23 protein-coding genes are annotated in these 18,870 nt (G+C 49.0%); 18 read left to right on the top strand and 5 right to left on the bottom strand.

Annotated features, from left to right (window positions below):
- Positions 1-8 precede the first annotated feature (8 nt).
- From R7V76_RS12935 to R7V76_RS12890, 10 genes are all read left to right on the top strand, one after another.
- Entirely contained in the window at positions 9-323 is a 315-nt protein-coding gene (locus tag R7V76_RS12935) for an ArsR/SmtB family transcription factor (RefSeq protein WP_318092972.1), read from the top strand.
- A 105-nt stretch (positions 324-428) separates the two neighbouring features.
- On the top strand, positions 429-788 hold the full coding sequence (arsD, locus tag R7V76_RS12930; RefSeq protein ID WP_318092970.1) for an arsenite efflux transporter metallochaperone ArsD: 360 nt from the start codon (positions 429-431) through the stop codon (positions 786-788).
- Between the two features lie 13 nt (positions 789-801).
- Positions 802-2,559, top strand: coding sequence for an arsenical pump-driving ATPase (gene arsA / locus R7V76_RS12925; protein ID WP_318092968.1), 1,758 nt, complete (start codon positions 802-804; stop codon positions 2,557-2,559).
- 5 nt (positions 2,560-2,564) lie between these two features.
- On the top strand, positions 2,565-2,843 hold the full coding sequence (locus R7V76_RS12920; protein ID WP_318092966.1) for an adhesin: 279 nt from the start codon (positions 2,565-2,567) through the stop codon (positions 2,841-2,843).
- A 32-nt stretch (positions 2,844-2,875) separates the two neighbouring features.
- Entirely contained in the window at positions 2,876-4,180 is a 1,305-nt protein-coding gene (locus R7V76_RS12915; RefSeq protein WP_318092965.1) for an arsenic transporter, read from the top strand.
- Between the two features lie 19 nt (positions 4,181-4,199).
- Entirely contained in the window at positions 4,200-5,861 is a 1,662-nt protein-coding gene (locus R7V76_RS12910) for an FAD-dependent oxidoreductase (protein ID WP_318092963.1), read from the top strand.
- Positions 5,862-6,059: 198 nt separating this feature from the next.
- Positions 6,060-7,523, top strand: a complete 1,464-nt coding sequence (locus tag R7V76_RS12905) for a SulP family inorganic anion transporter (RefSeq protein ID WP_318092961.1) — start codon at positions 6,060-6,062, stop codon at positions 7,521-7,523.
- 17 nt (positions 7,524-7,540) lie between these two features.
- Positions 7,541-7,960 carry a universal stress protein gene (locus R7V76_RS12900; RefSeq protein ID WP_318092959.1) on the top strand — a complete coding sequence of 140 codons (420 nt, stop codon included), beginning with the start codon at positions 7,541-7,543 and terminating at the stop codon, positions 7,958-7,960.
- A gap of 86 nt (positions 7,961-8,046) precedes the next feature.
- Positions 8,047-8,550: a YusW family protein gene (locus tag R7V76_RS12895; RefSeq protein ID WP_318092957.1), complete on the top strand. Its 504-nt coding sequence runs from the start codon at positions 8,047-8,049 to the stop codon at positions 8,548-8,550.
- Between the two features lie 103 nt (positions 8,551-8,653).
- Positions 8,654-9,073, top strand: coding sequence for a GNAT family N-acetyltransferase (locus R7V76_RS12890; RefSeq protein ID WP_318092955.1), 420 nt, complete (start codon positions 8,654-8,656; stop codon positions 9,071-9,073).
- A gap of 4 nt (positions 9,074-9,077) precedes the next feature.
- Here the strand turns inward: R7V76_RS12890 and R7V76_RS12885 are convergent, their stop codons facing one another.
- On the bottom strand, positions 9,078-9,554 hold the full coding sequence (locus R7V76_RS12885) for a hypothetical protein (protein WP_318092953.1): 477 nt from the start codon (positions 9,552-9,554) through the stop codon (positions 9,078-9,080).
- Entirely contained in the window at positions 9,554-9,760 is a 207-nt protein-coding gene (locus R7V76_RS12880; protein ID WP_318092951.1) for a helix-turn-helix transcriptional regulator, read from the bottom strand. Before R7V76_RS12880 ends, R7V76_RS12885 begins: the two co-directional genes overlap by 1 nt.
- Positions 9,761-9,978: 218 nt before the next feature.
- On the opposite strand from R7V76_RS12880, the gene R7V76_RS12875 reads away from it, so the two are divergent.
- The 7 genes from R7V76_RS12875 to R7V76_RS12845 all read left to right on the top strand — a co-directional run bounded on the left by R7V76_RS12875 (position 9,979) and on the right by R7V76_RS12845 (position 14,023).
- Entirely contained in the window at positions 9,979-10,155 is a 177-nt protein-coding gene (locus R7V76_RS12875; protein ID WP_012370320.1) for a hypothetical protein, read from the top strand.
- Positions 10,156-10,170: 15 nt separating this feature from the next.
- A complete protein-coding gene (locus R7V76_RS12870) occupies positions 10,171-11,340 on the top strand; it encodes a flavin monoamine oxidase family protein (RefSeq protein ID WP_369076254.1) in 1,170 nt (389 codons plus the stop codon).
- Positions 11,337-11,579 carry an NUDIX domain-containing protein gene (locus R7V76_RS12865; protein ID WP_318092946.1) on the top strand — a complete coding sequence of 81 codons (243 nt, stop codon included), beginning with the start codon at positions 11,337-11,339 and terminating at the stop codon, positions 11,577-11,579. The genes R7V76_RS12870 and R7V76_RS12865 overlap by 4 nt, the downstream gene beginning before the upstream one ends.
- A 51-nt stretch (positions 11,580-11,630) precedes the next feature.
- Positions 11,631-11,849 carry a hypothetical protein gene (locus R7V76_RS12860; RefSeq protein ID WP_318092944.1) on the top strand — a complete coding sequence of 73 codons (219 nt, stop codon included), beginning with the start codon at positions 11,631-11,633 and terminating at the stop codon, positions 11,847-11,849.
- Positions 11,834-11,965 (top strand): hypothetical protein, encoded by a 132-nt coding sequence (locus tag R7V76_RS12855; RefSeq protein WP_318092942.1) that lies wholly within the window; start codon positions 11,834-11,836, stop codon positions 11,963-11,965. The genes R7V76_RS12860 and R7V76_RS12855 overlap by 16 nt, the downstream gene beginning before the upstream one ends.
- Positions 11,962-12,438, top strand: coding sequence for an HAD-IA family hydrolase (locus tag R7V76_RS12850; protein ID WP_318092941.1), 477 nt, complete (start codon positions 11,962-11,964; stop codon positions 12,436-12,438). Before R7V76_RS12855 ends, R7V76_RS12850 begins: the two co-directional genes overlap by 4 nt.
- Positions 12,439-12,778: 340 nt before the next feature.
- The gene (locus R7V76_RS12845) at positions 12,779-14,023 is read left to right on the top strand and encodes an MDR family MFS transporter (protein ID WP_318092939.1); all 1,245 of its coding nucleotides are present in this window, start codon (positions 12,779-12,781) and stop codon (positions 14,021-14,023) included.
- Positions 14,024-14,119: 96 nt separating this feature from the next.
- On the opposite strand, the gene R7V76_RS12840 is transcribed toward R7V76_RS12845, so the two are convergent.
- The 3 genes from R7V76_RS12840 to R7V76_RS12830 all read right to left on the bottom strand — a co-directional run bounded on the left by R7V76_RS12840 (position 14,120) and on the right by R7V76_RS12830 (position 17,074).
- Positions 14,120-15,304 (bottom strand): MFS transporter, encoded by a 1,185-nt coding sequence (locus tag R7V76_RS12840; protein WP_318092937.1) that lies wholly within the window; start codon positions 15,302-15,304, stop codon positions 14,120-14,122.
- Between the two features lie 32 nt (positions 15,305-15,336).
- A complete protein-coding gene (locus R7V76_RS12835; RefSeq protein ID WP_318092935.1) occupies positions 15,337-15,915 on the bottom strand; it encodes a TetR/AcrR family transcriptional regulator in 579 nt (192 codons plus the stop codon).
- Between the two features lie 106 nt (positions 15,916-16,021).
- Complete coding sequence (locus R7V76_RS12830; RefSeq protein ID WP_251139451.1) at positions 16,022-17,074, bottom strand: hypothetical protein; 1,053 nt, start codon at positions 17,072-17,074, stop codon at positions 16,022-16,024.
- Positions 17,075-17,412: 338 nt separating this feature from the next.
- Between R7V76_RS12830 and R7V76_RS12825 the strand changes: the two genes are divergently transcribed.
- Positions 17,413-18,717, top strand: a complete 1,305-nt coding sequence (locus R7V76_RS12825) for a hemolysin family protein (RefSeq protein ID WP_318092931.1) — start codon at positions 17,413-17,415, stop codon at positions 18,715-18,717.
- Positions 18,718-18,870: the final 153 nt, after the last annotated feature.

The following is an 18,870-nucleotide window of genomic DNA, read 5'->3' as shown; positions in this document are numbered from 1 at the left end:
GACTACCTATGATCGAGACAACGAACCGTGTTGACGAGATGAGTCAGTTCTTAAAACTGCTCAGCGATGGAACACGCCTTGAAATTTTACGGCGATTACACGTCCGGGAACACTGCGTCTGTGATTTTGTCGAGATGTTCGATATTTCACAACCCGCCGTCAGCCGTCACTTGAAATTATTACGCCAGTCGCAAATCATCCTGGAGCGGCGTGAACGGCAATGGATTCATTTTCGAATCAATCCGGACCACCCGCAGCATGAGTTACTGCTGACGATTTTGAACGCAATGGAATTACCGACGATTCCGAACAAAAGTTGCTGAGAGGTTATTTGGCAATGGGGGACAGTTTCCCTTGCATTCCATATAACGATAAGGTTATATTATATATAACTAAATGGTTATATAAAGAAGAGGAGCTGATTGAAGATGAAGAAAATTGAGATTTATGATCCGGCGATGTGTTGCCCAACCGGTTTATGTGGACCTTCAATTGATCCGGAACTGACCCGGATGGCAACGATCGTCCATGCTTTGAAACAACAAGGCTACCCGATCGAACGGTTTAATTTAGCGAATGAGCCGGCTGCATTCGTTTCGAATTCATTAATCAAGGAGGCAATCACGGACGGTGTCGACATGTTACCGATTACACTTGTGGACGGTGTAATCGTCCGTCGCCGCGGCTACTTGTCGAATGCGGAGATTGCGGAGTTGACAGGCCTGGAAGAAAAAAGTTTTGCGGTCGTTGATGGTCAAAAACCGAAAGTTCGCTTGACTCTAAAATAAGGACGTGACGAAGATGGAACCGTTAACTCTGGATGGCTTACAATTGACCCGTTACTTGTTTTTGACTGGAAAAGGCGGCGTTGGCAAGACGTCAACGGCATCACTTCTCGCGATTAAACTGGCGGACCTCGGGAAACAGGTGTTACTTGTTTCGACGGATCCGGCGAGCAATCTTCAGGATGTCTTTAAGATGGAGCTGACAGAAGAACCGGCCGCTGTTCCCGGGGTCGAGCGCCTGTTCGTCGCAAACTTTGACCCGGAACAAGCGGCAGCAGATTATAAGGAAGCAGTCGTCGGACCGTATCGGGGGATTCTGCCGGATCCGGCTGTCCGGTCGATGGAAGAACAATTGTCCGGTGCCTGTACTGTCGAAATCGCCGCTTTTGATCAATTTACCGGGTTGTTGGCAGCGCCTGACGCCAAACAAACGTATGATCACATCATTTTCGATACGGCACCGACGGGACACACATTACGGCTGCTTAGTCTGCCGAATGCCTGGAATGTCTATCTCGATGAGAACACAACCGGCACGTCCTGCCTCGGTCCGCTGGCAGGACTGACGGAGAAAAAAACACAATATGAACAAGCGACGGAGCTGTTGGCTGACCCGGCGGAGACGACCTTGATCTTGGTCGCCCGGGCGGAATCCTCGACGTTAACTGAAGCAGCGCACGCCTATCAAGAACTGCGTGCGCTCGGGATTCAAAATGCCCGTTTGATTGTCAATGGGATGTTGCCGGTGACAATCAGCCAGGACACCTATTATCAAGCGTTCCTGCATCGTCAGCAGGAGGCGCTTGCGACGTTACCGGATGTTTTTTTACGAGAAGTGCCGTTGTTCAGTTTGCCGTATGCGCCAACAAGTTTGATTGGGGTCGACCAGCTCCGCAACTGGTTGACGGAAGCGGAGCATCCAGCGGACTCGATGGAGCGGGAGCAACTCGACGTTCCGCCGTTATCCCGTTTAATCGATCAACTGGATGCAGCAGGGCCAGGTGTCATCATGACAATGGGGAAAGGCGGAGTCGGAAAAACGACGATGGCCTCGATGATTGCGATTGCTTTGACGGAGCGGGGACATGAAGTCGTTTTGACAACGACGGACCCGGCGGCGCACCTCGAACTGACGATTGAGACGAACGAAAACCCGCATCTTGAAATCAGCCGGATTGATCCAAAAATTGAAATCGAACGTTATACGGACCAAGTCTACGCAGCGGCGGGTGAACTGACGGAGGAAGCCCACGCCTTGTTAGCAGAAGACTTAAAATCACCTTGTACGGAAGAAATCGCCGTCTTCCGCGCCTTTGCCGATACGGTTGCCCGGGCAAACGACCGATACGTCGTCATCGATACGGCACCGACGGGTCATACGTTATTGTTACTCGACGCGACAGAAAGTTACCATCAGGAAATGGAACGGGCGACCGGTGACGTTCCGGAAGCGGTTAAATCATTATTACCGCAGCTGCGTGACGCAAGCCGGACGCATGTCATCATTACGACACTGGCGGAGGCGACACCCGTCTTTGAAGCGGACCGCCTGCAGGAAGATTTACGGCGTGCCGGGATTGAGCCGATGGCCTGGATCGTCAATCAATCGTTTGCCGCGACAGCGACCCGTGATCCGATTCTCGGCCACAAAGCGGAAGCAGAACGTCCTTGGTTGGAAGAAGTCGACCGGTTGAGCCAACAGATGGCTGTCGTTGCCTGGCAACCCGAACCGGTTTCCGGATATCATCACCTACTCGCACTTTCGAAAGGATGAATTTTATGCAAATCACACCTGAAGCAGTCACGTATCTGAAAGAACAAGTGAAACACGAACAAGCACCCGGCATTCGCCTCTATCAAGCCGGACAAGGCTGTTGCGGACCGAGCTTTGGACTCGGATTCGGGGCTGGCGAAACCGGTGATCAAGTCAAAGACTATGACGGATTGGCGCTTGCGATTGACGGAAATTTAGCGGATGTCAGTCATGACATCACGCTCGCTTTGGAAGAGACGGACCAGGGGCCACAAATCGTCCTCCTCGGTGCATCCAACTGTTAAAGAGAAAATTCGAAATTTAATACAGAAATGAAGTGAACGCATTGACCGGCACACATCTACTTGCGATCGGGATTTTTCTGATCACGTTATTTTTAATCATTAAACAACCAAAGGGCCTCGGTATCGGCTACTCCGCGATGGGGATGGCACTGATTGCCTTACTGACCGGCGTCGTGAATCTGGATGATGTCTCGACAGTCTGGGGCATCATCTGGAACGCGACGTTTACCTTTATCGCCCTGATCATCATTTCGTTGATTTTGGACGAAATCGGCTTCTTCGAGTGGGCAGCGTTGCATATGGCCCGGATTGCCCGCGGCGGCGGTGTCAAACTGTTTGTCTATCTGACGTTACTCGGCGCACTCGTGTCAGCGTTATTCGCGAACGACGGCGCAGCGTTGATTTTAACGCCGATTGTCCTCGCCATCGTCCGTTACTTAAAATTACCGGACTATGTCGTTTTGGCGTATGTCTTTGCTTCCGGCTTCATTGCCGATACGGCGAGTCTGCCGTTTGTCGTCTCGAACCTCGTTAATATCGTCTCAGCCGACTTCTTTGACATCGGCTTTACGGAATATGCGTCACGAATGGTGTTCGTCAACGTCTTTTCCGTCATCGGCAGTCTGCTTGTGTTGTATTTGTATTTCCGCAAAAGTATTCCGAAGACCTATGATGTGACGCAACTCGTCGCGCCAAACACGGCAATCAAGGATCAGCGGATGTTCAAATTATCGTGGCTTGTGCTTGTGTTGCTTGTCGTCGGTTACTTCACGAGTGACCTCATCGGGATTCCGGTCAGTTTGGTGGCCGGCGTCATCGCCCTGTTCTTCCTCTTGATGGCACGTCGGTCACCAAGTGTACCAACAAAAAAAGTCATCGCCGGCGCACCGTGGGCGATCGTCTTCTTTTCACTCGGAATGTATATCGTCGTTTATGGTCTGCAAAATGCCGGATTGACGCAAGTTCTCGCCGATGTCATTGACGGTTTTGCGACAAATCTGGCCGCTGCGACGTTCGGCATGGGCTTCCTCGCCGCCATCCTGTCATCGGTCATGAACAATATGCCGACCGTGATGATTGATGCGCTGGCAATTGATCTCAGTCAAACGACCGGCATCATTCGGGAAGCGTTGATTTATGCCAACGTCATCGGATCCGATTTAGGTCCGAAGATTACACCAATCGGCAGTCTGGCGACCTTGCTCTGGTTGCACGTTTTGCGCTCAAAAGGTGTCAAAATCGGCTGGGGACAATACTTTAAGATCGGAACGATTCTGACGATTCCGACACTGACCATTACGTTACTCGGGTTATACATCAGCTTGTTACTTTATTGATTTTTAGGAGGAAACTTATATGAAATTGTTGATCATCGGTTCAGTCGCCGCCGGAACATCAGTCGGTGCGAAAGCACGCCGGAACAGTGAAGACTTACAAATTACAATCTACGACCGTGACCAGGACATCTCGTATTCCGGTTGCGGGATTCCGTACTTCGTCGGCGGTGAAATTGCCGACATCGATGAGTTGACACCGCGCGATGCGGCATTCTTCAAAAAAAGGTATAACATCGACATCCACACCCGGCACGAAGTCGAATCGATTGATCACACAACGAAAACGGCGACCATCATTAATCTGGCGACCGGTGAGCGTTTGACGGATACGTACGATACGCTGGTGCTTGCGACCGGAGCGTCAAGCATCGTTCCGCCATTCCCGGGTGTTGATCACGACAACGTCTTTACGGTCCGGAACGTCCGCAATGCCGATGCGATCCGCTCGTATATCGACGCCCATGATCCGAAAACGGCGACAATCGTCGGCGGCGGTTTCATCGGTCTTGAGATGGCAGAACAACTGACATACCGCGGAATTCAGGTGACACTCGTCGAACGTCTGCCGCAAGTCATGCCGCCGCTTGACCGTGACATGGCAGAACGGGTTGCGGATCATTTAAGAGACAAAGGCGTCTCCCTGTTGCTCGGGGAATCAGTGACGGCATTCAACGGGAAGTCACGCGTCACGGAAGTTGCGCTCGAGAGCGGCAAATCGATTGCAACAGACCTCGTCATCCTGTCGGTCGGAGTTAAACCGAACACCGAACTCGCCAAACAGATTGGTATTGAGATGGGTCAGACGGGTGCGATTGCCGTTAACCGGAAGATGCAGACGAACTTGACCGATGTGTATGCTGTCGGCGACGTCGCGGAAAGTTTCTCTGTCATTACCGGAGAAGCGATTTACCGTCCGCTTGGCTCGACCGCGAACAAGATGGGTCGGATTGCCGGGATGGTCATCACCGGGGAAGAAGCGGAACACCGCGGCATTCTTGGAACCGGTATTTTCAAAGCGTTTGATCTGACGGTCGCACAAACCGGTTTGACGGAAAAAGAAGCGCGGGACGCAGGTTACGACATCGAAGTCCTCCATAACATCAAACCGGATCGTCCGGAATATATGGGCGGAAAAGAGATGGTCATCAAAGCGATTGCTGATCGGGCAACGGGACGTGTCCTCGGGGCACAGATTGTTGGACCGCAAGGGGTCGACAAACGGATTGATGTCCTCGCGACCGCAATCACCTTCAAAGCAAAAGCAGAAGATCTGTTCCACCTCGATCTTGCCTATGCGCCGCCGTTTGCGACGACAAAGGATCCGGTCCTTTATACCGGGATGGCACTTGATAATGCGATTAAAAAAACAGCCCGTTTGATGACTCCAAATGAGTTGATCGAACAAGTTGCAAACGGCAAGTCATTCCAAATCATCGATACCCGCTCGAAAGCCCAGTTCGAAAAAAATCACGTTGACGGAGCGATTCACATCCCGCTCGGTGAATTGCGGACACGGGCGAAGGAACTTGATCCGACGTTGCCGACGATCGTTTATTGCAACAAAGGCGTGACCGGAAATGCGGCGCAAAACGTACTCAAAAACTTAGGCTTTACGGATGTCTGTAACTTATCCGGCGGTAATAAAAACTACCAACACTGCAAGAAATGTCTGGCGGACTGACGCAAATCAATAAGGGACGAGACAAGGAGTTCATCGATTCGGATGAACTCCTTTTTAGTATGGTTAGGTGAATCATTTCAAAATAAATCAGACCAAAAGTGTTCCTTTTTGAAACTAATGGTGCTAGACTGTGGATATTCAAAACAGGACAGGATGTTGAGAAAGGAACAGTTCTCAACAGAAAGGTGGAAGAAATAAATGAAAATGAGTGTACGGGAACAATGGTTCTCAAATATCAGAGGTGATGTGTTGGCAGGAATCGTTGTCGCGTTGGCTTTGATTCCGGAGGCGATTGCCTTTTCAATCATTGCCGGTGTCGATCCGATGGTCGGATTGTACGCCTCGTTTTGTATCGCCGTCATCCTCGCTTTTGTCGGCGGACGACCGGGCATGATTTCAGCAGCAACCGGTGCGATGGCCCTTTTAATGGTCCCGCTCGTCAAGGAACACGGACTCGATTATCTGCTTGCTGCAACGATTTTAACCGGAGTCATTCAAATTCTCTTTGGGGTCATCAAGATTGCACGGGTCATGAAATTCATTCCGCGTGCCGTCATGATCGGGTTCGTCAATGCACTCGCGATTCTGATTTTTATGGCACAAGTCCCGCATTTCATCGGGATTTCAACGATGACCTATGTCTTCGTCGCCATTACGCTGGCCATCGTTTATCTGTTGCCGCGTTTTCTTAAAACGATTCCGGCACCGCTGATCGCGATCATTGTGCTGACGATTGCCGCGATTTATTTGAACGTCGATTTACGGACGGTCGGTGATCTCGGAACGATTCAACGATCGTTACCGTCGTTTTTCTTGCCGGACGTCCCGTTGAACTTCGAGACACTGCAAATTATTTTCCCGTATTCACTGGCACTCGCGATTGTCGGATTACTTGAATCATTGCTGACGGCGACGATTGTCGACGACATGACGGGAACGGAAAGTGAAAAAAACAAGGAAGCCCGCGGGCAGGGTATTGCGAACTTCATCACCGGATTTTTTGGCGGTATGGCGGGTTGCGCGATGATCGGTCAATCGGTCATCAACGTCAAGTCGGGTGGTCGCGGACGTCTGTCGACGCTGGTTGCCGGACTGTTCCTGATGTTTTTGATCATCGTCCTCGGAAACTTAGTCGTTCAGATTCCGATGCCGGTTCTCGTCGGAATCATGATCATGGTCTCGATCGGTACATTTGACTGGTCCTCGTTTACGTATCTCCGCAAAGCCCCAAAAGCAGATGCGTTCGTGATGCTTGCGACAGTCATCATTGTCGTTGCCACACATGATTTGTCGATCGGCGTCATGGCAGGCGTCGTGTTAAGTGCGCTGTTCTTCGTCGCCAAAGTCTCGAAAATCAAGGTCAAGCAACAGATAGAGACCGGAAAAACGGTGTATACCGTCAAAGGTCCGTTGTTCTTCGCTTCGGTCGATCATTTCATCGCTTCATTTGATTATGAGGAGACGAACCAACAGATTCGGATTGATTTCAGCAGCACCCAAATTTGGGATGATTCGGCCGTCGGAGCGATTGACAAGGTGATGCTCCGCTTGATGGCGAATCAAAACAAAGTCGAACTGATCGGATTGAATCCGGAAAGTAAGAAGCTGATTGATCGGTTGGCGGTTCATCAGGATCCGATCCCGAAAATTTCTACACATTGAGTTAAGGAGGAAAAGTTATGTATCAACATATCTTATTAGCCGTCGACGGCTCGGACCATTCCGTCCGGGCAACGGAAGAAGCAATTAAGATTGCCCGGCTCAGTCCGGACAGTCAAGTGGAAGTCGTTTTCGTCGCCGATTTCGGGAAAATTAAAGACGATGTCCTGCATACGGAAGGAACGGCAGGGCTTGAAGTGGCCCGCAGAAAAAGACTGGCACCGGTCGAAGAAAAGCTCGAAGCAGCGCATGTCTCCTATTACGTGACGATTCTTCGCGGTGAGCCGGGTCCGACGATTGTGGATCATGCCAACAACAAGCAGGTTGATTTGACGATTATCGGCAGCCGGGGCTTAAACAGTCTGCAGGAGATGATGCTCGGCAGTGTCAGTCATAAGATTGCCAAACGCGTCAAATGCCCGGTTTTGATTGTGAAGTGACAGGTGAATCTTTTTTTGAAATCGCACATTAAAACGATTTATGTGTCTTGACCCAGGGGATAGTCAAAAAAGAGGGGGTCATTCTAATGAAGAAGACATATTTGGTACCGGTTCTTGGTCTTGCCCTATTTGCCGCAGGATGCGGCAATTCGGACAATCAGGAAACGGAAAAAGTCGAGGAAACAACGACGACAAATGATACCGGCTTGAAAGATGACAGCTCGATGAAGGACGATACGGCTATGAATCAGGATCAGGATACGGTGACGGACAATGCCGACAAGGATTACGGATTCGTCAGTCTGTCAGTTGAGGCGGATACTTCGGACATGATGGACGCCGTCGACATCAGTTATGACCGTGACAACGACGGGACGGAAGCCGATTACAAGATGAACGGTGAGCAGGCGCAAGGCAACGAAGCGATGAAGACGCTCGATGCCAAGCTCGACGAACTGAACCTGGATGCCGATACGTCAAAGGATGACGCGATTGCCGAAGTCGAGAAGGTGTTTGATATCAAGGACGCGACCCGCCTTGAAGTCGAGATCGAGTTTGCCGATGGAACGGAAAAAGAATTCAAGAAGTAAAAATAGAGGTGCCAAGCGGCGCCTCTTTTTCTTTTGCCAAAGTATTCAAATCGACGTGTTATCATGAGATGTGAGTGTAAAATATTTCAATCGGGGGTTTTGGATGATGGAAATCACAAGTGGTACGACGGAAGACGGGCAATGGATCCGGGAGCAACTGATTGCTTATAACCGACAACACGTTCCGGCAACGCTCTTTACGGAAACGGAACCATATTGCTTTTTGGCATGGGATGAAGACGAGCAACTCCTCGGCGGTGTTACGGCAAGTTATGTGTGGAATCATCTGCAGGTGCATTTTTTGTGGGTCGACCCGGAAAACCGAATCGGCGGTACCGGAAAACAGCTGATGGAAAAAATCGAATCGATTGCCGAAGAAAAATCCTGCAGTAAGATTTTGCTTGATACGTTCAGCTTTCAGGCGCCGGGCTTTTATGAAAAACTCGGATTCGAGGAATACGGTCGTCTGCCCGATCATCCGACGGAAGGACAGACCCAGTACTTTTTCGTCAAGTATTTGTGAGTGTTTAGCGTTGGTAATGATAGACCCAGGCCGCCATATAGGAAAACGTTCCAGCTGTTAAGACGAGCGCAATGGCGTAAAATGAAAAGTTTGGAAAACTCGACATCAGCGGAACATCAAATAAAAAGCAAATCATTAGAATAGGTAAAGTAATTAAAAACGTCACATAAGCAGCGCGTGTTGCCTTTCCTGTGATCACTTCCTCCCGTTCATCTTGATCAGAAAACTCTGTAGTTGACGACGACCACTTGGAAAAAGAACTTTTCTTATCTGTTCGCATCCAGTAGCCGGTAACTGAAAGACCGATTGCGACCAATATAACAGGAAGAATAATGGAAAGGTCCAACGTCAGATTGAAGCCGGTTCCTTTGACCGGATCATTTTGAAAAACAGTTAGTTGATCGTGAATAGAACTAATGAAAACAGCTGCCAAAAAATACATACAAATGTTTAAACACGACTGAATGATGACACGTTTCATTACGATTCCTCCTCCAAGTAAAAAATCGATTCGACAGGACGCTCGAGCACTCGTGCAATCTGCATCGCCAGTAACAAGGACGGGGTATAGCTGCCTTTTTCAAGCGAAATCACCGTCTGGCGTGTGACACCGATCATCTGAGCAAACTGTTCCTGCGTCCATCCGTTGCTGCTGCGCAACGATTTAACCCGGTTAATCAGTTTCATCGCACGTCTCCTTTAATCATTTGATACTTTGATTGTAAAGTCTGTTTTACATTTTGTAAAGTAGACTTTACATTAGACGAGTAAAAAAACTGTTACTTTTTTTAGACTGATTATCAAAAATCATCGTTTCTATTAAGTTATCGGAATATTCAACCGATAAACGGGTAACTTAGACAAAACGATGACGGTTGGCTTAAAGAGAGAAAGGAGGCGCCGACATGATGCCGGAATTGTTACCTGACGAGCGTGAACTCGAGCGAAGGATTCGAATCGTCCATTTGCTGCGTAAACTCGGGAAATCCGACGAAGCCATCGCCAAATCATTATATGTTTCCACCGAATGGGTCCAGTCGATCTTTGATGAAGACGACTGGCAACATATGCAATCATCCTAAGCAACAACGAGCAGAGTGTTGGATGACACTCTGTTTTTCTGTGCGTTCCAAAAAAATATTCGGTACACTAGAAAGAAACATATGAAAGAAGGGATGAACATGCTACGAATCGCTGTCGTCGGTGCCGGTCTGACCGGCTTGTACACTGCTTGGCGTCTGCAGGAAAGGGGAGATGAGGTCACGATTTTTGAAGCACGTGAACGAATCGGCGGCCGGGTTTTGACGAAAACGTTGACGCTTAAAGATCATTTCTATGCGTTTGATCTCGGACCGACCTGGTATTGGCCGGAAACAGAACGGTTGATGACGACGCTGATTGAGCGTCTGCAACTGCCGGTTCTTGTTCAGGCGACAGACGGGACGATGATGCTCGAACGGTCACCGGGGCAAGTCGAACAACACCGGTTACCGGACGGGCAAACGGTTTTGTCGCACCGACTGGTAAAAGGAATGCATAGCGTGACGGAGGCGCTGGCGGAACAGCTGCATCCTGGAACGATTCAACTGGCGCACCGTGTGACGGCGATTGAGGTCACCGAGCAGGTCGAACTGACGATGGAGCAGAGTGGGAGCCGATTCCGGCAAACGTTTGATCACGTCATCGTGACACTCCCGCCGCGACTCAGCGGACAAATCCAATGGCATCCCGCTTTAGCGGAATCCGTACAGCATCAACTGAGGACAACACCGACCTGGATGGCCGGGCAAGCGAAGGTCGTCGCCGTGTACGATACCCCGTTTTGGCGGCAAACCGGTCGATCCGGTTTCGCCATCAGCTGGTCCGGTGTGTTGCAGGAAATCCATGATGCGTCACCGCCGACCGGTCCCGGCGCCCTATTCGGATTTTTCCGCCTGACGGCAACGGAGCGTGCAACACTTGGAGAAACGGAAGTAAAGCGGCAGGTCGTAGAACAGTTGATCCATTTATTCGGACAGGAAGCCGGTCATCCGGTTGCTGTTTTGTATCAGGACTGGGCAAAGGAACCGGAGACGGCAGCGAAAGCAGATGCTGAACCGTTAACCGATTTTCCTACCTATGGATTGATTCGACTGGAAGGCGCGTTGCAGGACAAGGTCACGCTGCTTGGAACGGAAAGTGATCCGACGTTCGGCGGACATTTGGAAGGGGCCTTGCAATCGGTCGAGCGGTGGTTAACTGCGTATATGAGAGAGGATGAATCATGAATATAAACGAACCGACGTTTCACCGGGCATTCGGTACATATGGCATCTATTATAATGAAGGAAAACTGCTCGTCATTCATAAGCAGGGCGGACCGTACACGTACCGGTACGATTTGCCGGGCGGGAGTCTGGAAGATTTCGAGACGTTGCCGGATGCGCTGGACCGTGAATTCCAGGAGGAGACCGGGCTGACGGTCCATTCCAAACAGTTGCTTGGAACGTTTGAATTTTTCCTTTAGTCAAATTGGCACCGGGCGTCGCATCTGCATCATATCGGTGTGTTTTTCCGCGTGTTAGAAGCAGAGGGGGAACGCTCTGTACCAAAGACGTTTGAGGGGCAGGACTCGACCGGTTCGTCCTGGGTCAGCCGGGCAGACGTCGATGCATCGAACGCGTCGCCGCTGGTCTTAAAAGCCTTTGACTACTTGGAAAATCCGGAAACGGACAAACTGACCCGGATACAGGACTGGGTCGTCCGACAGGAGGCGACACGATGTACCGGCATGTAATCTGGGATTTTGACGGGACGCTGTTTGATACCTATCCGGTCATGGCTACTGTCTTGCAGGAGATGTTACGCGGGCAGGGACAGAATGTGCGATTGAGTCGATTTTGGAAGCGATGAAAATCTCGGCGAAAACGGCCTATGAAAAGTATGGCCTTGATGCGGACACGATTTCACGGTTTAAAGAACAAAAAGCACAAACAGAACTTAAAGCGGCTTTGCCGTTTTCCGGAATACCGCAACTTTGCCGCTCCATTCAAACACACGACGGACATAACTACATCCTGACGCATCGCGGAGCATCGACGTTTAAACTGTTACAGGCGAACGGATTGACCGGGGTCTTCCGGGATGTAGTGACGGCGGAGCGGGGATTTGCCCGAAAGCCGGATCCGGCCGCGATTCAGTATCTGATGAAACACTATCAAATGGAACCGGCTGAAACAATTATGATTGGTGACCGCGAACTTGACGTACTATCGGGACAGCAGGCTGGAATTGACTCCTGCCTGATTGCGGACATACCACCGAATCAAACTGTGGCGACGTACATCGTATCAAACGTGAAGGGTCTAAAGAGATTATTTGATTGATCTTCAAAAAAACCGATAAAAGTTGGATGGTTACGTCCAACTTTTATCGGTTTTTTATGTTTATTCTGAAGATGACACATCCGTGTCACGCATATGAGAAGACAGTATGTAAGACGGTCAAAGATTATAATTTGAGAACCTATGTTCGTTTTATAACACAATTCAAACAGGGCTTTTCTTACTTATTTTTCATAATATTAGTATAATCCATGTGGAAATATAAGTCTAGTTCTTTCTGTGTCGTTTTCTTATAGTAAATCTACACGGGAAAAGCAGGGCTTCCTGCATGAATTGAAATGAGGGGACGTATATTATGGAGAAATTTTCTTGGGATTCAAACATGAAAGTCAGATTAGTCGGAGAGGGTCTGTTCAATTTATTATTTTGGATGTATTTCCCCTTTATCACCGTCTACTTCGGTCAAACGTTAGGTTTGCAGAAAGCAGGACTTTTGATGACCCTTCCTCCTCTGCTGAGTATCCTCGGCAGTTTAGTCGGCGGGAACCTTGCGGACACTTGGGGAAGACGTCCCGTAATGCTCGTTGGGACGTTCCTCCAAATGAGTATGTTCGTGCTGTTTGCAGCCTCCACCTCCTACTGGATCGACTATATCGCTTTTATCGGGATTGGAATCGGAGCTGCATTTTATCGTCCGGCTAGTTCTGCCATGATAGCGGACATTGTTCCCGAGCACGCACTGCGTTCAGTATTTGCGACGTTTTCGACTGTGAACAATATCGGAGCAGTTCTTGGTCCGGTGATTGGAGCTGTTTTCTTTTTTCAATATCGCCAAGCCTTACTATGGACTTGCGCCGGTATTCTTTTGCTGTACTTATGGGCTCTGTATTTCATGATGTATGAAACGGTTCCCCTGGAAAAAAAACAAGAGGATGTGACATCCTCCCTCAAACATTCCTTTCAAAAAAGGTGGAACGGGTATCGGATCATTTTTCAGGATCGGATTTTTATGCTGTATGTGCTTGCCGGAATTTTTTCCTTGTTTCCGATCATGCAACTTGATCTCTATTTGCCGGTTTATTTGATTGAGCAGGTACCCACGCAGTCTCTGTTATCTTGGACGCAAGACCCGATTCATCTGACGAGCCAGTCATTGTTCGGATGGTTGGTCGGGTTTAACGGTCTTTTGTTTGTGCTCTTGATTCTTCCGGTGACCAATGCGCTGAAGCATTGGTCAGAAAAACGTCTGTTTATTGTATCTACCTTGTTTGCAGGGATCGGAACGTTTTTAGTCGGTATCAGCGGTAATATCTTGTATTTATTTTTCTGTACTGTCATCTTTACGCTGGGGGAAATTATTCGGACTCCCGTCACGCAGAGTTTCGTGAGTCATTATGCTCCTAAACAGGCGAGAGGACAGTACTTAGCAGCTGACAGTCTGCAGAATACACTTGGGAAAACGCTTGCTCCGTTGACGGTCTATTTGTCAGGAATCCTGTCGCCAATCAGTATTTTTAGCGTCATCCTGTTCTTTTCCTTCATCGGTGTCGGATTATACCTTTGGTTATTCCGTCTGTACGATACTGCTCGTCGACTAAAGATGGAGGACAACTCCAAAACATCATAATTATTGAGAGACTCTCTCTGACAATCGGTAAAAATGCCGGCAAAAAAACTCACATATGTATAAATACGTGAGTTCTTCCTCTCCTATTTCTGAAGGTCATGACGTTTTTTCTTCAGTCGTCAGATCAGCCGGCTGTTGTTCCCGCCAGACGAAAGTCAGAGCGATGCCGATGGCGAGCATGACGGTCGCAAAGTAAAACGGATAGTTGAGATCGACGTCAAACAGAATCCCGCCGATGATCGGTCCGAGAATATTCCCGATACTCGTAAACATCGAGTTCATCCCGCCGACGAAACCTTGTTCATTGCCGGCGATTTTCGATAAATACGTCGTAACGGCAGGACGCATCAAGTCGAAACCGACGAAGACGACCATCGTTACGAGAATAATTGCAAGGTAACTTGTCACATAGGTCATGACGAGGACGAGCAGGGTCGAACCGATCAGGCTGTACCGGATGAGACGGATCTCACCGAACCAGCGTGTCAGCCGTTCAAACAAACCGACCTGGACGATGACACCGACGATTGCCCCAAGTGAAATCGCGAGCGCGATATCTTTCGCCGTAAAGCCGAACTTCCGGTCGACGAACAGCGCGAACAGTGACTCAAACGACGCGAGTCCGAAAGAAGAAATCAGCAACACCATAAAAGCGATGAAGTAGAGTGGTGAAAAGACTTTCCGGAAACCGGTTTTTTGCTGGGGGATCGTTGTCTGTTCATAATGCCGTTCCGGTTCGCTTAACGTAAAGACGGACAAGATCATCGCGGTCAAACCAAATGCGGCGGCAAAGAAAAACGGCATACGCGTTCCGATGTCGGCCAGGAAACCGCCGATGCCCGGTCCGATGATGAAACCGGTCGAAATCGCCGCCGACATATAGCCGAGGGCTTTCGGACGGGTTTCGTTTGTCGTAATATCAGCGATGAACGCCGTGACGGCCGGCATGATGAAGGCGGCACTGACACCACCCAAGATCCGTGACGCAAACAAGACTTCGACCGATTGTCCGAGACCAAATAACACTTCCGACATGCTGAAGACGAACAGACCGATGATAATCATCGGCTTCCGACCGTACTTGTCGACGGCCCGGCCGGCAAGCGGCGATAATACAAGCTGGGCAAAGGCGAATGCCGAGACCATGTAACCGACGGTCGAACCGGAAATGTTCAGTTCATTCATGATCGTTGGTGTGACGGGAATGACAAGACCAATCCCTAAAAAGGCGATGAAAAGATTGAGCAACAGTGTGCCTAAAATTAGTTTGTTGTTTTGCATGATGAATTCCTCTGTTTCTGTAGTTTAAATCGTCAGCGGACAAGTCCCCGCCAAAAAATCGGCCAAACGGCGGTGAAACGCCGTTCATATGCGGCGACGCCATTGAACACGAACTCGGTCATCGTGCCTTCCGTCACCGTCAAGTAGGCGAGGGCGGCACTTTCGTAATCATCCGAGTATAAAATCTGTTCTTGGCGGTCGCGTTCCCGCAACAAACGGGTCAAGTGGCGTTGCATCGAATCGAAAAACGGATTAATCAAATCCGTGACTTCCCGCTCGAGTTTGACGGGCGGAAAATAGGCAATCCGTAAAATGAACTTCAGCTGATCATTTTGGGTGCTTTCCTCGAGAAACCAGTCAAAAAAACCTTTCAGGCTCTCTTCGAGCGAAAGATGACGGGTCGAGATGAAGTACGTGGCGAGATGTATTTTCTGTGTCGCGAGCGCATGTGTCATCGCTGTCAGAAATAAATCGTCTTTTCCACGGTAGTGGGCATAAATCGATGGTTTCTTGATGCCGACGTCCTGGGCAATCTCCTGCAAGGAGGCGCCTTCGTAGCCGTGTTGGGCAAAATGCCGCAGGGCCGTCTGTAATAATAATGAAGCTTTCATTTCGTCACCTTCCTAACGGTCGTTAGTTAACAGCCTAACAGATTCAAAGCGATTGTCAAACAAAAAAAGCCGAAGGTCGCGGGGACCTTCGGCTGCATTCATTCAATTATTTGTTGGCGATACGGCCGCGTGATGCAACACGTGAACCTGTGATGCCGGCGATTGATGTCACGATCATCGTTAAGATGAGAGCGACGAAGCCCCAGATTGAAACTTTAGATGCTGTTTGTGTCGCTTGTTCTGTTTGAACACGGACATCTTCAACTGTTTTCTTGAGATCAGCTGATGTTTCATCAAGTGTTTGTTTTGCGTTTTCGATCTGTTTGCTTGTTTCGCTTGTTGCCTGGTTTAAACCGTCAACGATGTTTTTCGTTGCTTTATCGGCTTCTGCTTGTGAGAGATCCGTGTTTTGAGCAACGGCTTCAGCGATTTTATCTTCATCGACTGAGTTTTGGATTTTTTCTGAACGTGCTGTCAATTTGTCACCAAGATCACTGACGATTTTATCGAAGTCTTCCGGTTTGGTTAAGACATCTTTACCGGCTGCTGTTGCGTCATCTTTGACGGCATCGAGCTGACCTTGCAAGTAGTTCGGTTGTAATTCCGGAATGTCTGTATCTTTCAGAATTTCATCGACATTTCCTTCAAGTTCTTTTGTATCAACGTTTGAGACGTTATCCGTTACTGAGCTGAATCCTTTTGAGACAGCGTCTGATGTTGTGCTGGCGATGGCGCCGACACCTTGACCTGCTGCACCACCAACTGTACCCAGTACTGAACCCACTGTTTGGAACGTGTTGATTGTCGTGAATGTCAACAAGGCGAACAAGAGAATGACGCTTGTCGACCATGTGAGGAAACCATGAACGAGTCCGGCACGTGACGATGTCACACCGGAAACGAAACCGGCGACGAACAATGAGATTAACAACGACAGGATCGCCCAGATGGCTAAGCCGATTCCGACACCGTCAAACGGATTGTTGGATGTGACGTCCGTGACACCGAATCCGATCGCTGAACCGATCAAGCTGAATGTAATTAAAAGTGCAAAAAATGATACGACTCCCGCGATGATTGAACTCCACGAGATGTTACGACCTGCTCCATCTGCTTCCGGTCGCAAGTACGACGAGAAACCTTTTCTTGTTTTTTCCATAATAATCCACTACCTCTCCACTTACAATTTTACGTACATCATTTGACTTCAAGAAGCTTTGTCTTAAACTGTTTTAACTTGAGATGTTGATGTGCATAGCTCTTATATAGCCGCTAAACCATGGGAAGAAACCTAGTATCAAAAGTACTCCTTTTAGAAACTGCAATCAGATTATTCTGAATAATTGAATCATTACCATAGGCAAAACAGTTGATATTCAGAAATCTGTCCGCTATGATAGAAACTATAACGTTTCACTGTACGGTTTTAAATTGTGGAATCATTTCTCGATTCAAATTATTTTACTCGGAGGTGACCCCCTGATTCAGGGGAAAGAATTGGACATATTGTTGGTATTGAATTTGGCGTTGCTTGTATTGTTGATTGTGTTGACGGCGTTTTTCGTCGGATCGGAGTTTGCCGTCGTCAAGGTCCGGATGTCACGGCTTGATCAGATGATTCAGGAAGGAAACAAGGGAGCGGTCCTGGCAAAAAAGGTTGCCAGTGACCTCGACTACTACTTGTCCGCCTGTCAGCTCGGAATCACGATCACGGCACTGGGACTCGGAGCGCTCGGGAAACCGACCGTTGAAAAGCTGCTTGGACCGGTCTTTGATGAATTTGGCGTCGCAGCGGCCCTGTCGACGGTTCTCTCCTATACAATCGCTTTTGTGTCGGTGACGTTCCTGCACGTCGTCATCGGAGAGCTTGCACCGAAGACGCTCGCGATCCAGTATGCAGAACGGATGACGTTGCTTCTTGCACCAGCGTTGTATGTGTTCGGTAAAATCATGTATCCGTTCATTTGGGTCATGAACGGTTCAGCCCGTGTTTTCCTGCGTCTGTTCGGCGTTCAGCCGGCCGGTCATGAACAGGCCCATTCGGAAGAAGAGTTGAAGATCATCATGTCGCAAAGCTTTAAGAGTGGTGAGATCAATCAGACGGAACTCGCGTTGATGCAAAACGTCTTTGCCTTCGACGAGCGGGTGACGAAGGATATCATGGTGCCGCGGATGAACGTGACGACGCTGTCGCTCAGCATGACGTGGGCCGAAGTTTTACAAATCATGACGGACAATCAATACACGCGTTACCCGGTCATCGAGGATTTTGATAAAGATAAAATCATCGGGTATGTCAACGTCAAGGAAGTTCTGACGGATCAAGCGAACGATCAACAACGTGACTTAAAGAAGTATATGAAAGACATTCCGGCCGTGTCCGAAATGACGCCGCTCCAGGAAACATTGCTGAAGATGAAGGTGACGCGTTCCCATATCGCGCTCGTCATCGACGAGTACGGCGGGACGGCCGGCATGATTGCGATGGAAGATTTGCTTGAAGAAATCGTCGGTGAAATCCGCGATGAATTCGATGAAGATGAACAGGTCGACATCGAGGCGGTTTCGAAGACAGAATACCATCTGTCGGGAACCGTGTTGCTGGCAGATTTACAGGAACGGTTTAACCTGACGTTTACTGACGCGGATGAAATCGATACGATTGCCGGTTTCATCCAAGCGCAGGGAACGGACTATCAAGTCGGCGAAAGACTTGAGACGGAGACGTATGATCTTGAACTGTTGCACGTCGAAAATTATCAAATTCAGCAGGTCAAACTGGTCTTGAAACAGGTCTCTTGACGGAAAAAGCAAGCACTCACGGATAGAAGCGGTTGGGCTAACCTAAAATTTTGAGACAATATAAAACACCTTCGGAGTGGTACACTTTTAAAAAGTACTAGCATCGGAGGTGTTTTTGCATGGGCAAAAACGTATATTCAAGCGAAGTGAAAT

The sequence above is a fragment of the Exiguobacterium artemiae genome (assembly GCF_033342815.1).
In the GTDB taxonomy this organism is placed as follows: domain Bacteria; phylum Bacillota; class Bacilli; order Exiguobacteriales; family Exiguobacteriaceae; genus Exiguobacterium_A; species Exiguobacterium_A artemiae_A.
The sequence above is the reverse complement of the archived record's forward strand: the minus strand, read 5'-3'. Positions and strand labels throughout refer to the sequence as shown.